The organism is Mycobacterium sp. pW045 (assembly GCF_041287085.1).
GTDB lineage: Bacteria > Actinomycetota > Actinomycetes > Mycobacteriales > Mycobacteriaceae > Mycobacterium > Mycobacterium algericum_A.
The window spans coordinates 287,323-302,151 of the sequence record NZ_JBGGKU010000005.1; the positions used below are offsets into that span (position 1 = coordinate 287,323).

Below are 14,829 nucleotides of genomic sequence, written 5' to 3' on the forward strand. Positions count from 1 at the left end.
GCGGTCATGACCGACGTGCACGTGGCACCGGCGGTGCCGCACTTCGCTTACGCCGACCTGCCGATGGCCCGCGATCGTGGTGAAGGGTGGGCGGCGCTGCGCGATCTCGGGCCCGTGGTGTACGGCGAGGGCGCCTACTACCTCACCCGTCGCGATGATGTGCTTGCCGCGCTGCGTGACTGGGAGGTCTTCTCCTCGAGGATCCCCTACGGCGACATGATCAGCCCGGTTCCGCTGGTGCCGTTGGGGTTCGACCCGCCTGACCACACCCAGTACCGGCAGCTGCTACATCGCTACTTCAGCCCCCAGACCCTGATGGCTCTGCTGCCATCGTTGCAGTCGCAGGCCGCCGAGCTCATCGCCGGGATCGCCGAGCACGACCGGTGTGAGGTGATGGCCGAATTGGCCACCCCCTACCCATCGCAGGTGTTCCTCACGCTGTTCGGTCTGCCCCTGGAGGATCGGGACCGCCTGGTCGCCTGGAAGAACGCGATTATCGCGTTGAGTCTGACCGACGACCCCGCCAGCGTGGATCTGACCCCGACAGTGGAGCTGTTCGGCTACCTCACCGAAGCGGTTGCCCGCCAACGCAAGGAACCACGGCCCGGCATTCTCTCGGAAGTGTTGCACGGCGCAGACCCGCTCGACGACGACGAGGCCACCGGACTGTCCCTGGTGTTCGTGCTGGCCGGGCTGGACACCGTCACCGCCATGATCGGCATGACGATGCTGGAACTGGCCCGCCGGCCCGGGTTGCGTGCGGAATTGCGCGCCGACCCCGACGGTGTCGCGGTCTTCGTCGAGGAGATGATCCGCCTCGAACCTGCGGCACCCGTCGTCGGGCGAGCGACCACCCGCCCGGTCACCGTCGCCGGCATTGAGATTCCCGCGGGCGCCCAGGTCCGCCTCTGCCTCGGTGCGATCAATCGAGACGGCAGCGACGAGTATTCCGGGAATGAACCGGTTCTCGACGGAAAGGTGCATAAACACTGGGGATTCGGCGGCGGTCCGCACCGCTGTCTGGGCTCACACCTCGCCCGTCTGGAGCTCAAACTCGTGGTCTCGGAATGGCTGGCCCGCATTCCTGATTTCGGGCTCGCACCGGGTTTCGTGCCAGAGATCAGCTGGCCGTCGGCGACGTGCTCGCTGCCGGCGCTGCCACTTCGGCTCGGGCCGGACTCATGACCGCCGCGTCTCGAACAGCGCCGCGACATCGGCGGGCCGCACTTTGAGCGCGGCATTGCGCGGCAGTTGTTCGACGACGACGATCGCCACCGGCACATGATGGCTGGGAAGCGCGTTGCGCACCAAGGTCTTCAGGTCGTCCTCCGACGGCTTCCCGCCACTGTGCCGCAGCTCGACGGCCGCTACCGGGACTTGACCCAGGCGGGTATCAGGGAGCCCGATCACACAGGCGTCCCGCACCGCCGGATGTGACACCAGTACCGCGCGCACCGTTTCCGGCAGGACCTTGAAACCGCCGCGGTTGATCGCGCCATCCGCGCGCCCGTGAATCGTGACGAAACCGTCGGCATCCACCGAGGCGAGATCGGTGGTGCGGATCCACTCCGGTCCCATCACCTGCACCCGGGCTTCGAGAAGGCCGTGCCTACCGGTCGGCAGTACCGTGCCGGTGTCCGCATCCACGATGCGAACCTGCACGCCCGGCAGTGGCCTGCCCGAACTGGCCGGCTTGGTGTCGCGGTAGCGCTCGTACAGCTCCGGCGTCCAGGCACAAACCGAGCCGGCGAATTCCGTTGCGCCGTACGCCCACAGCAGCGGTATGCCGTAGCGGCTCTCGAACTCCTCGCGCAGCTGCGACTCCAACGGGCCAGAACCACCGGGCAGGTACTCCAGTGAGGCCAGATCCGATTCGGCGACATCGGCGTCGAGCAGCATGCGCAGCATCGCCGGCTGCACACCGGTCCGTTTAATCCGGTAGGTCTTGACCGCCCGCACCCACTCGGCGACAGTGAACTTCTCCAGCAGCACCATCCGTTTACCGAGGTAGGGGCCCGCCAGCAGTTGACACACACCGATGCTGCCGAACGGCCAGTACACCAGTTCGGGGGAATCGTCGGGGGCGGGGCGCTGCCCCACGGTCATGGTCAGCACCGTGTGCTGCAGTGCCGACGTCGATACCGGCACCCGTTTGGGCGCTCCGGTAGTGCCGCTGGTCAAGATGTGCAGTCCGGGTGCGAGCCTGCCGCCGGGCGCTGCATCACCGACTTGCCGTCGCGCAGCGATGGTTTCGACACCGATCGGCTCGGGAATCAGCCCGATCCCGGCCGATCCGACATGCGTGACGGCGTCGCGCACCGGTCCGGTCCAGTCCTGCTGGTCGGCCAGGATCGCCGGTAGCCGAAGCGAGGTGATGTCGCGCGCAATGGATTCGGCCGATTGGTAGGAGTAGATCATCGCGACCGGACGACCGGCGGCGACGAAGCCTAGGATGACCGCGGCGTGCGGGACGCGGTTGCGCACCACCACGCCCACCGGATCGCCGGGTGCGACACCCGCCCGGGCCAGCTGGTCGTCGACAGCTGCGATGTAGCCGGTGATGTCATTGCCGGAGTACCAGGTTCGCTCGAACTCGATACACGGGGCTGCGCCGTAGCTGTTGAGGCCCGCCGATAGCGTTGCGCAGAACCGGTCCATTCCCCACCTCAGTACTGCGTGCAGCCCTGATCCACCGGAATCGCGGCGGCGGTGACCAGATGGGAGTCACCGCTGGCCAGCCAGCACACCGTGCCGGCGATGTCTTCCGGCTCGGCCACCCAAGTGGGCAGGAAAGGCGTGAGCATCTGCGAGAGTTGCGGATTGGTCTCCATCGCCTGCCCCAGCGCGCTGACCATGTCGCCGGTACCCATGTCGGTGTTGACCGGGCCGGGATGCACGCTGTTGACCCGGATCCCGTGCTTGCCCAGTTCGGCGGCGAACGCGCGGGCCATGCCGGTGACGGCGTGCTTGCTGGCGGTGTAGTGCACCATGAACGGCTGCATCTTGATGCCGGCCGCCGAGCTGATCAAGATGACCGAGCCGCCGCGACCTCCGTCGATGATGTGTTGCGCACCGGCCATCACGGTGTTCCAGGTGCCGGTCACATTGATGTCCAGCACATCGCGAAAATTCTCCGGGGTGATGGCATCCCAGGCCTGCGGGGCTGCGACACCGGCATTGGCGACGATGATGTCCAGCCTTCCCAGCGTGGACACCCCGGCGACGACCGCCTCCCGCAACCCGTCGTAGTCGCGGGTGTCGACCACCGAGGACACAATGCGCCGACCGGTGGCTTCCACCAGTTGTACCGTTTCGGCCAGATCCTCCGGGCTTGCCGGGTCGTACGGTACGCAGTCCGGGAGCTTGCCCGCCACATCGATTGCGATGATGTCGGCGCCCTCGCTGGCCATGCGCACCGCGTGCGCGCGCCCCTGCCCGCGTGCGGCTCCGGTGATGAACGCGACCCGGTCGGTCAACCGTCCCGTCATGCCTGATCCCTCCCTTGTCGATTCATGTCTGCCGCTGAGCGGCTTTGACCAGACCCGAGCCGATGATCAGCCGTTGGATCTCGCTGGTGCCCTCATACAGGCGCAGCAGCCGGACATCGCGGTAAATGCGTTCGACCGGTACCCCGCGCATGTAACCGGTGCCGCCGTGGACCTGTACCGCGAGATCGGCGACCTTGCCGGCCATCTCGGTGCAGAACAGCTTCGCCGCCGACGGCGCGATTCGGCGGTCTTCCTCGGTGACCCACTTGCGCGCGGCGTCACGAACCATGGCGCGGCCGGCCAAAACGCCGGTCTGCTGGTCGGCCAGCATCGCCTGCACCAGTTGAAAGCTGCCGATCGGGGTGCCGCCCTGGGTGGCGGTGGCCGCATAGCCGACCGACTCGTCGAGAGCGCGCTGGGCGGCGCCGACCGCCAGCGCGGCGATGTGCACCCGGCCGCGCGCCAGCGAGGTCAATGCAGCCCGGTAGCCGAGATCCTCGCTGCCGCCGACCAGCGCCGCATCGGAGACGCGCACGTCGGTGAAGCCCACGTCGGCCGTCCACGCCCCTTCCTGGCCCATTTTGGCGTCCTTGACGCCCACCTCGACGCCGGTGGCGCCGGCGGGAACCAGGAAGACCGCGATACCGGCGCCCTGCTCGTCGGCCGGGCGGGTGCGGGCGAAGACGATGAACAACTCGGCCGTGGGCGCGTTGGTGATGAACCGCTTCTGGCCGGTGATCAGCCAGTCCGAACCGTCGCGGACCGCCTTGGTCAGCAGTCCGGCCGGGTTGGAGCCCGCACCCGGTTCGGTGAGCGCGAAGGAGGCCACGACGTCGCCGGTGGCAATGGGGGCCAGCCAGCGGCTCTTCTGTTCCTGCGTGCCGAACCCGACCAGCACCTGACCGGCGATGCCGTTGTTGGTGCCGAACATCGAGCGCACCGCCAGCGATGTGTAGCCCAACTCCATGGCCAACTCGACGTCCTGGGTGAGGTCCAGTCCCAGCCCGCCCCACTGCTGCGGGATGGCGTAGCCGAACAGGCCCATCGCCTTGGCCTGTTCGCGCAGATCGTCGGGAACGCGGTCCTCGGCGAGGATCTCGGCCTCGCGCGGAACCACCGAGCTGCGAACGAAATGGCGGGTCTGGGCCAGAATCTCGGCGAAATCCTCGCCGCTGACTTCACTCATCGACGCCGCTTCTCCTCACGTCCGACACGTTGAACGACCCGTTACCGACGATGATCATATATGAAATATGATGCTGCAAACATCTCACAGAAGGCGGGTGATCGAGTGTCCTTGCTGACCGGTCAAACAGCGGTCGTCACCGGCGGCGCCCAGGGGCTGGGCTACGCGATTGCGGAGCGATTCATCGCCGAAGGCGCCCGGGTGGTGCTGGGCGACGTGAATCTGGCGGCCACCGAGGAGGCGGCTGCGCAGTTGGGGGGATCCGAGGTGGCGCGAGCGGTGCGCTGCGATGTCACCAGCTCCGCCGAGGTCGAGGCGTTGGTCGCCGCCGCGGTGGAGATGTTCGGCGGGCTCGACATCATGGTGAACAACGCCGGCATCACCCGCGACGCCACCATGCGCAAGATGACCGAGGACCAGTTCGACCAGGTGATCTCGGTGCACCTCAAGGGCACCTGGAACGGACTGCGGGCGGCCGCTGCGATCATGCGGGAGCAGAAGCGCGGCGCCATCGTCAACATGTCCTCGATCTCGGGCAAGGTCGGCATGGTCGGCCAGACGAATTACTCGGCGGCCAAGGCCGGCATCGTCGGCATGACCAAGGCGGCCAGCAAGGAGCTGGCCTACCTGGGGGTGCGGGTGAACGCGATCCAGCCGGGGCTGATCCGATCGGCGATGACCGAGGCGATGCCGCAGCGCATCTGGGACTCCAAGGTGGCCGAGGTGCCACTGGGTCGGGCTGGGGAGCCCGATGAGGTGGCCAACGTCGCGCTGTTCCTGGCCTCCGGGATGTCGTCCTACATGACCGGCACGGTGCTCGAGGTGACCGGCGGCAGGCATCTATGACCGGCGCGAGCAGACGTGAAAGCCCCCAAATCGGGTCTAGAATGGGGGCTTTCGCTGGGGGGACCTCCCGCTTGCGGGGGACTTCTCGGCCGAGGGAGGCGGTGATCTGCGAACCGGTCCGTACCCCGATCGGCCGCTACGGTGGGATGTTCGCCTCGCTGACCGCCGTCGAGCTCGGCGTCGCCGCGCTCAAAGGTCTGCTGGACCGCACCGGGCTGCCCGCCGACGCGATCGATGACGTGGTGCTCGGCCACTGCTATCCCAATAGTGAGGCACCGGCCATCGGACGGGTGGTCGCGCTGGATTCCGGTCTGCCGGTGACGGTTCCGGGCATGCAGGTCGACCGCCGCTGCGGCTCCGGGCTGCAGGCGGTGCTGCAGGCCTGCCTGCAGGTGAGCAGCGGCGACTGCGACGTGGTGATCGCCGGCGGCGCGGAGAGCATGAGCAACGTGGCGTTCTACTCCACCGACATGCGCTGGGGCGGGGCCCGCGGCGGGGTCCGGATACACGACGGCCTGGCGCGTGGCCGGACCACCGCCGGCGGCCGGCACCACCCGGTACCCGGCGGCATGCTGGAGACCGCTGAGAACCTGCGTCGGGAGTACGGCATCTCCCGCGCCGAGCAGGACGAGCTGGCGGTGACCTCGCACCGGCGTGCGGTGGCGGCCCAGCAGTCCGGCGTGCTGGCCGAGGAGATCATCGGCGTCACCGTGCGATCCCGCGCCGGCGAGGAGTGCATCGACACCGACGAACATCCCCGAGCCGACACCTCGGTGGAGTCGCTGGCCAAGCTGAAACCGGTGCTGGGCAAGAGTGATCCGGACGCCACCGTCACCGCCGGCAACTCCAGCGGCCAGAACGACGCGGCGTCGATGTGCGTGGTGACCACCCGCGAAAAGGCCGAGCAGCTGGGCCTGACCCCGTTGGTGCGACTGGTGTCGTGGGGTGTCGCGGGAGTCGCGCCCGATGTCATGGGGATCGGGCCGGTGCCCGCCACCGACGTCGCGTTGGGCAAGGCCGGGCTGCGGTTGTCCGACATCGACCTCATCGAGCTCAACGAGGCGTTCGCCGCGCAGGCACTCGCGGTGATGGCCGCATGGGAATTCGGCGCCGCCGACCGGGAACGAACCAACGTGCACGGTTCGGGAATCTCGCTGGGGCATCCGGTCGGCGCGACCGGTGGGCGGATGCTGGCCACCCTGGCCCGCGAGCTCAACCGGCGCGGCGCCCGCTATGGACTGGAGACCATGTGCATCGGCGGCGGCCAGGGGCTCGCCGCCGTCTTCGAAAGGGTCGGGCCGTGACCAAACTCGCGCAAACCCTGGGGCTCACCGAGTTCCAGACCGAGATCCTCGACACCGTGCGCCGATTTGTGGACAAGGACGTCATCCCGGCGGCCGGCGAGCTGGAGCGCACCGACACCTATCCGCAGGCCATCGTGGACTCGATGCGGGAGATGGGCTTGTTCGGCCTGATGATCCCCGAGGAATACGGCGGCCTCGGCGAATCCCTGCTCACCTACGCGCTGTGCGTCGAGGAGTTGGCCCGCGGCTGGATGAGCGTCTCCGGTGTGCTCAACACCCATTTCATCGTCGCCTACATGTTGCGCCAACACGGCACCGACGAGCAGAAGCAGCGTTTCCTGCCGCGGATGGCCACCGGCGAGACCCGCGGCGCGTTCTCCATGTCCGAGCCCGAACTGGGGTCCGATGTCGCTGCGATCCGCACCCGCGCCACCCGGCAGCCGGACGGCGGGTACGTCATCGACGGGCAGAAGATGTGGCTGACCAACGGCGGTAGCTCCACGTTGATCGCCGTACTGGTGCGCACCGACGAGGGCGCCGACAAGCCGCATCGCAACCTGACGGCTTTTCTGGTGGAGAAGCCGGTCGGCTTCGGCGAAGTCCTTCCCGGGCTGACGATTCCGGGCAAGCTCGACAAGCTCGGCTACAAGGGCATCGACACCACGGAGCTGATCTTCGACGGGTACGCCGCCGCCGACGACGACGTGGTGGGCGGAGCGCCGGGTCAGGGTTTCTTCCAGATGATGGACGGCATCGAGGTGGGCCGGGTCAACGTCTCGGCGCGGGCCTGCGGGGTCGGTATCCGGGCGTTCGAGCTCGCGGTGCGCTACGCCCAGCAGCGCGAGACCTTCGGGAAACCCATCGCCGAGCACCAGGCGATCGCCTTCGAGCTCGCCGAGATGGCGACCAAAGTCGAAGCGGCGCACCTGATGATGGTCAACGCCGCCCGGCTCAAGGACTCCGGCGAACGTAACGACGTGTCTGCTGGGATGGCCAAATACCTGGCCAGCGAGTTCTGCTCGGAGGTCACCCAGCAGAGCTTCCGGATTCACGGCGGCTACGGCTACTCCAAGGAGTACGAGATCGAACGGCTGATGCGCGACGCGCCGTTCCTGCTGATCGGCGAGGGCACCAGCGAGATCCAGAAACAGATCATCAGCAAGCGACTGCTCGCCGACTACCGGGTCTGAGAAGTGGGCGCCCCCGATTTCCCGGTGCGGTCACAGCTCTCCGAGGATGTGGCCCGCTTCGTGCGCAAGCGAATCTTCAACGGGGACTATCTCGCCGGGCAGTATGTGCGGCTGGACCAGCTGGCGGCCGAGCTGGGTGTCAGCGTGACCCCGGTGCGCGAGGCGCTGTTCGGCCTGCGCGCCGAGGGCCTGCTCGATCAGCAGCCGCATCGCGGATTCGTCGTGCTCCCGGTGACGCGGCGCGACATCACCGATGTTTCCGACGTCCAGGCGCACATCGGTGGCGAGCTCGCCGCGCGGGCGGCGGCCAACATCACCGACGACCAGCTACGCGAACTCGACGAGATCCAGGATCAGCTCGAAGACGCCTACACCGCCGATGACGAAGAACGGGCGGTGCGGCTCAACCACGAGTTCCACCGTGCCATCAATGTCGCCGCCGACTCGCCCAAGCTCGCCCAGCTGATGTACCAGATCACCCGGTACGCACCGGAATCGGTGTTTCCCACCGTGTCGGGTTGGCCGGCCAAATCGACCAGCCACCACCGCGCCGTGCTGGCGGCGCTGGCCAAGCGCGACGAAGAACTGGCCCGCGCGGCGATGGCCGAGCATCTGGCCGCCGGTGCGGCCCCACTGATCGATCACCTCGTCGAGCACGGTGTGGTGGAGTCGGCCGGCGGATCGGGTCGGCGTCGGCGGCAACCAAGCTGAGGGCCGCCGTCAGCTGGCTCAAAGCCGATTTGCTTCGATGGTCTCGGTCAGTCGTTCGCGGAGTCGCCGCTTGTCGACCTTGCCGGTCGGTCCGCGCGGAACGGCGTCGGGACTGGAGAACAGCAGCCACACCGTCGGCACCTTGAAGGGGCTCAACCGCTCGCGGGCATCCTCGCGCAGTCGCTCGACCGTCAGGGCAGCACCGGCCACCGCCGCACCGACCCGATCCCGGCCGTCATCGAACACATTCGTGACGAAGGCGGCCTCGACGCCGTCGATGGCGCGCAGCGCCTTCTCGACCTCGCTGGGATACACGGTGGCGCCGCTGACCTTGAACATGTCGTCGGATCGGCCGTGGTAGAACAGGAACCCGTCGTCGTCGAGGCGCCCCAGGTCACCGGTGGGGTAGAAGCCGTCGGCGGTGAAGGTCTGCTCGCGGCTGCGGCGGCAGATGCCGCGCAGCATGTGCGGCCCGCGCAGCTGGATCATGCCCACCGTCTCGGCCGGTACCGGGACGCCGGTGTCGGGGTCGACGATCCGAACCTCCATGCCCTCGAACGGTTTACCGCAGCTGCCCCAGGCGGACCGGGGCATGTCGGTGTCGGCGGGATAGCCGCTGTACGGTCCGAACGATTCGGTCATCCCGAACAGATTGGCGCGTGCGCCTGGCTGGGCGCGCAGCTGCGGCGGCAGCAGTGCTTCCAGGCTGCCGGGTTGCAGCGCCGACAGGTCGGCGTCGCCGCGGTGGCGTGCCAGCGTCTCGGCTTGGTCGGGCCAGCCGCGAAACAACGTGACCCGTTCGGATTCCAGCAGTTTCAGGGTCGTCTCCGGTGTCGGGATCTGCTCGGTGACCAACGTCGCACCCGCCAGCAGCGCCGACAACACGCCGCCGCCGAAGCCACCGACCCAGAAGAACGGCATCGGCAGGTACAGCCGGGTGCCGGCGTGGATGCAGCGGGCGGCCAGACCGGCCCGAACGGCGCCCAGTGCGTTGCCGTGCGAGTGCAGCACCCCTTTCGGCGGGCCGCTGCTGCCGGAGGTGAACATGATCACCAGCGGGTCGGAGGGCGTGACGGCCGCGGCGAGTGCGTCGACGATCCGGGCGGGTGCGGCACCCGCGGTGACGGAAGCCAACTGTTCGACATCCCAAATCTGTTGCAGAGCGGGGAGAGTCGAAGTATTCACTTCCAGTCCGTCGAGGTAACGTCGGCCACGGAATTCGTCGACGCTCACCAAGAATTGCACCGCCGCGACGCGAAGCTGGGCGACCAGCTCCGGCGGGGTCAACAGTGTGCTCAGCGGCACCAGCACCGCGCCGATGCGGGTCAGGGCTATCGCCGTGCGCACCCACTCGACGCCGTTGGGCATGATCAGCCCCACTCGGGTGCCCTTCCCGACACCGGCCTGGACGAAGACCGCTGCCAGCTCACGAGACGATGTGTCGAGTTCGGCGTAGCTGAGCCGGGTGCTCGGATCGATCACGGCGGGCTTGTCGGGCTGCGAGCCGGCACGGGAGCAGACCAGGGCGTCGATGGTGGCGGAGTCAGACATCGAAGACCTCGGCCAGCCGGTGCCGGTCGACTTTGCCACTGGTCAGCAGTGGGAGCTCGGCGGCCGGGACCGTGGCAAAGCGGCGCGGGATCTTGTAGGCCGACAGTTCCGGCTTGAGAAGCTCCGGCAGCGATCCCAGATCCAGGTCCTGCTGCACGACGACCGCCGCCACCAGCTGTCCGCGATCGGGGTCGGGAATGCCGATCACGTGGGCGACGGCCCCGCCGGTCACCTTGGCGATGGCGCGTTCCACCTCGATCGGTGACACGGTGACGCCGGCTGTCTTGATCACCGCGTCACGTCGGCCCTGGTAGTAGTAGAAGCCGTCGGCGTCGGTGCGCACCAGGTCCCCGGTGGCGAACCAGCCGTCGGCGTCGAAACATTCCTCGCGGCTGCGCTTGTGATAGCGCTGCATCAGGTGGCGTCCGCGCACCATCAGCTCACCGTCGCGGACTCGGCACTCGAACCCGGGCGCGGGCCGGCCGAAACTGCCGCGCCGATGCTCGGCCTGATCGCTGTCGTCCTCGCTGAGCAGCACCGGGCCACCGGTCTCGGTCATACCCAACATCTGGTGTCGCAACTGGGGATCCGCGGGTCGCGCATCGGGGGCCATGAGCGGATACAGGTTGCCCCGGCGCAGCGTGGACAGGTCACGGCGGGGCAGGCTCGGGTGGCGCGCCAGGGCCGTTATCCCGCTGACGAAACCATTGGTCATCGTGGGCTTTTCGGCCTCGATCAGGTCCAGCGTGGCGCCCGGGTCGGTGGCGTTGGAGCACAGTAGTGTCGATCCTGCCAGCAGGCTGGCCAGCAGCGCGAACGCGAATCCCCCGATCCAGAAGAACGGCGAGTTGCAGAACAGGATGTCGGCGGCGGTCAGTCGCCGGATGTCGTTCAGATTGCGCTGGTGGCCCAACAGCCCGGCGTGGGTATGGATCACGCCTTTGGGCATCCCGGAGGACCCCGAGGTGTAGATGATGCACAGCGGATCGCTGCCGTCGACATCGGTCTCCAGGGCTTCGAGGATTTCCGGAGCCTCGCCACCGGCATCGGCATCGAAGACCACCCGGCGCAGCTGCGGGGCATGGACGCTGAATACCGGCTCACCACAGTCGAGCCCGACCTCCAGCGCTTCGGTGAGCCGCTGCCGGTAGTCATGCGACCGATAGGACTCGCCGGCCAGCAGGATCTGGGCATCGCTGTGGGCCAGTTGGCGGCGCAGCTCCGGGGCGGTGGCGAAGGTGGGGAAGGGGACCACCACCGCTCCGATACGTGCGGCGGCCAGCGCGCCGACCAGGAACGACCCGCCATTGGGGTACAGCAGTCCGATGTGACTGCCGCGGCCGGCCCCGAGCGCGAGCAGCCGGCCGGCCAGCTGGGCGGATCGCCGCTCCGCCTCGGTGTAACTGATGCGTTCGGTGTCGCAGATCAGCAGCGGATGAGCCCCGCGCGAACGAGCTTGTGCGCGCAGGATTTCCGGCAGTACATCAGTGGACATGCCGTCCCTGTGCGCCGATCAGCTCCCGCACCGCATTGAGGTCGGCCTTGCCCGACGGGGTCCGCGGCAGGGCGTCGACGATCGTGATGTCGGTGGGGATCTCGTAGCGGGCCAGCCGGGTGCTCAGGAAATCGGCCAGTGTCTCGGCATCGGTGACGGCTCCGGAGTGCAGCTCGACCGCGGCCACCGGTGTCTGACCGAGGCGATCGTCGCTGCGTCCCACCACGGCGGCGCCCTTCACCGCCGGGTGGGCCTCCAGGGCGACCCGCACATCGTCGGGCATCACCTTGAAACCACCGCGGATGATGGCCTGATCCGCCCGGCCGAGGATCCACAAGAATCCGTCGACGTCGATGCGGGCCAGGTCGGTGGTGCGCATCCAGTCCGCGTCTGGGCCGAGTTGGCCCGGCTTGACCTCCAACAAGCCGGGCTTGTCGGGGCCGACTGGGACGCCGTCGTCACCGACAACCCGCAGTTGTGCTCCCTGAGTTGCCCGTCCGACGCTGCCGCGCTTGTCCTGCCAGAACCGCTGGTAGTCGCCCAGGGTCCAGCCGGCTACTCCGCCACCGAATTCGGTTGCCGCATAGGAGGTGAGCACCGGGATGCCGAATTTGGCGGTGAAGGCGTCGGAGTCGTCGGCCGACAGCGGAGCCGTGCCCGAGGTGACAGCACGGATACTGGATAAGTCCTCACGGGTCAGGTCTGAGTGCAGCACCATCCGCAGCGCGGTCGGGACCAGCGACACCGCGCGCGGCCGATACTTGCGCACCGCCTCGGCCCAGCCCGTCAGCTCGAAGCGGTCCAGCAGCACGAATGGCCGTGCCTCGGCGACACACTGCAGTACCCGGAACACTCCGCCGATGTGTACCAGCGGTGAATTGACGATCGCCACACCGCCGCGCAACTGGGTCGGTGCCGGTGCCCGGGCGGGATCGGGGCCGATCACGCTGTGCGCCAGCATGTCGTAGGTCAGGTCGATGCGTTTCGGGGGGCCGGTCGTCCCGCTGGTCAGCATCCACACCGCCACGCCGGGACGGCCCGCATCCGAACCGGCCTCGGTGGCCGCGGTGACCTGTGGCTCACCGGTGAGGTCGGAGACCGACACCGTCGTGGTGCGCGGTGTCGGCGCGACCAGGGCGGTCAGATCCTCGGGTTCGCCGATGAGTACCGGCAGTTCGAGCGCGGCGATGTCCGCGCGGGTGCGTTCGTCGCCGCGGGACGGGTTGATCACCACCACGCAGCCGCCACCGAGCAGCACGCCGAGCAGCGCGGCCAGCTGCGGGGGACGGTTGCGCAGCAGGATTCCGACTCTTCGGCCGGCGGTCAGTGCCGCGATGCGCCGGGCCATGACGGCGACCTGAGACCAGGAGTGCCATTGGCCGGCGTATTCGAACGCGCGCGCGTCGGGCTGCAGGTCGAGGACCGCGGCGATACGTTCGGTGAGCGGATGCGCCATCAGCGGATCCGCGGCGGGGCGGCAGGGTGGGGTGGTTGGGCGTCGAGTTCGGCTTTGCCGAGCGGGTTTCCCAGCCGGGTGTAGATCAGTCCCTGTTCCAGGGCGGCTCGGTAGGGCTTGTCCAGCGATTCCCAGATCGCCTTCACCGTGCCCTGGGTCGCCGACGGCGGCTTGGCCGCGATGGCGGCCGCGATCTCGTGTGCCCGCCCCCAGAGTTGTTCGGGTGCCACGATCTCTGACACCAGGCCGATGCGCAGCGCGGTGTCGGCGCCGACTCGTTCGTCGTTGCCCATCAACGCGATCCGCAACGTTTCGCCCAGACCGATCCGGCGCATCAGTCCGATCGGTTCCAGTGCGCAGACCAGTCCGGCGGACACGTGCGAGTCGAAGAACGTCGCGTCGGCCGAACAGATCACCACGTCGGCTTCGTTGACGAAGTAGAACGCGCCGGCGGTGCACATCCCCTGCACCGCGCAGATCACCGGTTTGAACATCTTCTGCCACTTGGGGCTGAGCGCCTCGCCGGGATCCTCGTGATTCCAGACGTTGTCGGGTTGTCCGTAGGAGGCCTTGATGTCCAGTCCGGCGCTGAAAGCCCGGTCGCCGGCGGCTCGCAGCACGACGGCGTTGACGTCCTCGTCGAGTTTGACGATGCGCCACGCCGCGGCCATCTCCTCGCACATGGTGCGGTTGAAGGCGTTGAGCCGATCCGGCCGGTTCAGCGTGATGGTGGCGACCCGGTCGTCGCGGTCGACATCGAGCAGGATGGTCTCGAAGCTGTCCGGCGTCATCGGCACTGCCATTCCGGTGCCCGCTTCTCCACGAAGGCCTTGGGGCCCTCCAGTGAATCCTCGGTGTGCAGGTTGCGCTCCCGGAAGGCCTCGGCGAGCATTTCGGCTTCGTGGAGCGGCAGGTCGAGGCCTTTGAGGATCGCCAGCCGGGTCCCGCGCACCGCCAGCGGAGCGTTGGAGTTGAGGATGCCGGCGATCTCATGCGCGCGTTCCAGCAACCGGTCGTGCTCCACCACCTCGCTGATCATGCCGAGGTCGTAGGCCCGCTGGGCGTTCATGCGTTCGTGGCGGCCCATCATCGCCATGCGCAGGGCGACCGAGCGGGGCAGCACGCGTGCCAGCCGCACCACTTCACGGCCGGCGACCAGGCCGATCGAGACGTGCGGGTCGAAGAAGGTGGCACGCTCCGAGGCGATGACGATGTCTCCGGTGGTCACCCAGTCAAGGCCCGCGCCGCAACAGATTCCGTTGATCGCGGCCAGGACCGGTTTGGCCATCGTCCGGAACGGCGGGGTCCCCTCCTGCGGGGCCTCCCACTGCTCGTAGGTCGACAGGTAGGGCCGTTCGTTGATCACCTTCCCGTCGCCGGGGATCGCCTTCACGTCGGCGCCGGTGCAGAACGCCCGCCCGGTTCCGGTCACGATCAGCAACCACACCTTCTCGTCGTTCTCGGCCTCGGCGTAGGCGGCCCGCAGTTCGGTGACCATGTGCGGGCTCAGTGCATTGAGTGCCTCGGGACGATTCAGGGTGATCGTCGCGGTATGGCCGTCCAGTTCGTAGGTGATGGTGTCGAATGTCGGCATGGCCGGTC

At 68.1% G+C, this 14,829-nt stretch carries 13 protein-coding genes; 5 read left to right on the top strand and 8 right to left on the bottom strand.

Annotation, left to right across the window (positions count from 1 at the left end; all coding sequences use genetic code 11):
• Positions 1 to 6 precede the first annotated feature (6 nt).
• A complete protein-coding gene (locus ACAG20_RS10635; RefSeq protein WP_370492485.1) occupies positions 7 to 1,185 on the top strand; it encodes a cytochrome P450 in 1,179 nt (392 codons plus the stop codon).
• On the opposite strand, the gene ACAG20_RS10640 is transcribed toward ACAG20_RS10635, so the two are convergent.
• From ACAG20_RS10640 to ACAG20_RS10650, 3 genes are read right to left on the bottom strand one after another with little or no spacing between them, the layout of a single operon-like run.
• A complete protein-coding gene (locus tag ACAG20_RS10640; RefSeq protein WP_370492486.1) occupies positions 1,180 to 2,658 on the bottom strand; it encodes a class I adenylate-forming enzyme family protein in 1,479 nt (492 codons plus the stop codon). The genes ACAG20_RS10635 and ACAG20_RS10640 overlap by 6 nt on opposite strands.
• Before the next feature lie 8 nt (positions 2,659 to 2,666).
• Entirely contained in the window at positions 2,667 to 3,488 is an 822-nt protein-coding gene (locus tag ACAG20_RS10645) for a mycofactocin-coupled SDR family oxidoreductase (RefSeq protein WP_370492487.1), read from the bottom strand.
• 22 nt (positions 3,489 to 3,510) lie between these two features.
• On the bottom strand, positions 3,511 to 4,674 hold the full coding sequence (locus tag ACAG20_RS10650; protein WP_370492488.1) for an acyl-CoA dehydrogenase family protein: 1,164 nt from the start codon (positions 4,672 to 4,674) through the stop codon (positions 3,511 to 3,513).
• Positions 4,675 to 4,734: 60 nt separating this feature from the next.
• Between ACAG20_RS10650 and fabG the strand changes: the two genes are divergently transcribed.
• From fabG to ACAG20_RS10670, 4 genes are read left to right on the top strand one after another with little or no spacing between them, the layout of a single operon-like run.
• Positions 4,735 to 5,520: a 3-oxoacyl-ACP reductase FabG gene (gene fabG / locus ACAG20_RS10655; protein WP_193465080.1), complete on the top strand. Its 786-nt coding sequence runs from the start codon at positions 4,735 to 4,737 to the stop codon at positions 5,518 to 5,520.
• Positions 5,521 to 5,561: 41 nt separating this feature from the next.
• Positions 5,562 to 6,824, top strand: coding sequence for an acetyl-CoA C-acetyltransferase (locus tag ACAG20_RS10660; protein WP_370492489.1), 1,263 nt, complete (start codon positions 5,562 to 5,564; stop codon positions 6,822 to 6,824).
• Entirely contained in the window at positions 6,821 to 8,014 is a 1,194-nt protein-coding gene (locus tag ACAG20_RS10665) for an acyl-CoA dehydrogenase family protein (RefSeq protein ID WP_370492490.1), read from the top strand. The genes ACAG20_RS10660 and ACAG20_RS10665 overlap by 4 nt, the downstream gene beginning before the upstream one ends.
• Before the next feature lie 3 nt (positions 8,015 to 8,017).
• Positions 8,018 to 8,725: a GntR family transcriptional regulator gene (locus tag ACAG20_RS10670; RefSeq protein ID WP_370492491.1), complete on the top strand. Its 708-nt coding sequence runs from the start codon at positions 8,018 to 8,020 to the stop codon at positions 8,723 to 8,725.
• An 18-nt stretch (positions 8,726 to 8,743) separates the two neighbouring features.
• Here ACAG20_RS10670 and ACAG20_RS10675 read toward each other — a convergent pair whose 3' ends face one another.
• The 5 genes from ACAG20_RS10675 to ACAG20_RS10695 are packed head-to-tail and all read right to left on the bottom strand — an operon-like array spanning position 8,744 to position 14,821.
• Complete coding sequence (locus ACAG20_RS10675) at positions 8,744 to 10,276, bottom strand: class I adenylate-forming enzyme family protein (RefSeq protein WP_370492492.1); 1,533 nt, start codon at positions 10,274 to 10,276, stop codon at positions 8,744 to 8,746.
• Complete coding sequence (locus tag ACAG20_RS10680; protein WP_193465085.1) at positions 10,269 to 11,771, bottom strand: class I adenylate-forming enzyme family protein; 1,503 nt, start codon at positions 11,769 to 11,771, stop codon at positions 10,269 to 10,271. Before ACAG20_RS10680 ends, ACAG20_RS10675 begins: the two co-directional genes overlap by 8 nt.
• Positions 11,761 to 13,227 (bottom strand): AMP-binding protein, encoded by a 1,467-nt coding sequence (locus ACAG20_RS10685; RefSeq protein WP_193465086.1) that lies wholly within the window; start codon positions 13,225 to 13,227, stop codon positions 11,761 to 11,763. The genes ACAG20_RS10680 and ACAG20_RS10685 overlap by 11 nt, the downstream gene beginning before the upstream one ends.
• A complete protein-coding gene (locus ACAG20_RS10690) occupies positions 13,227 to 14,018 on the bottom strand; it encodes an enoyl-CoA hydratase/isomerase family protein (RefSeq protein WP_041320176.1) in 792 nt (263 codons plus the stop codon). Before ACAG20_RS10690 ends, ACAG20_RS10685 begins: the two co-directional genes overlap by 1 nt.
• Positions 14,015 to 14,821 (bottom strand): enoyl-CoA hydratase/isomerase family protein, encoded by an 807-nt coding sequence (locus tag ACAG20_RS10695; RefSeq protein ID WP_193465087.1) that lies wholly within the window; start codon positions 14,819 to 14,821, stop codon positions 14,015 to 14,017. Before ACAG20_RS10695 ends, ACAG20_RS10690 begins: the two co-directional genes overlap by 4 nt.
• Between the last annotated feature and the right edge of the window lie 8 nt (positions 14,822 to 14,829).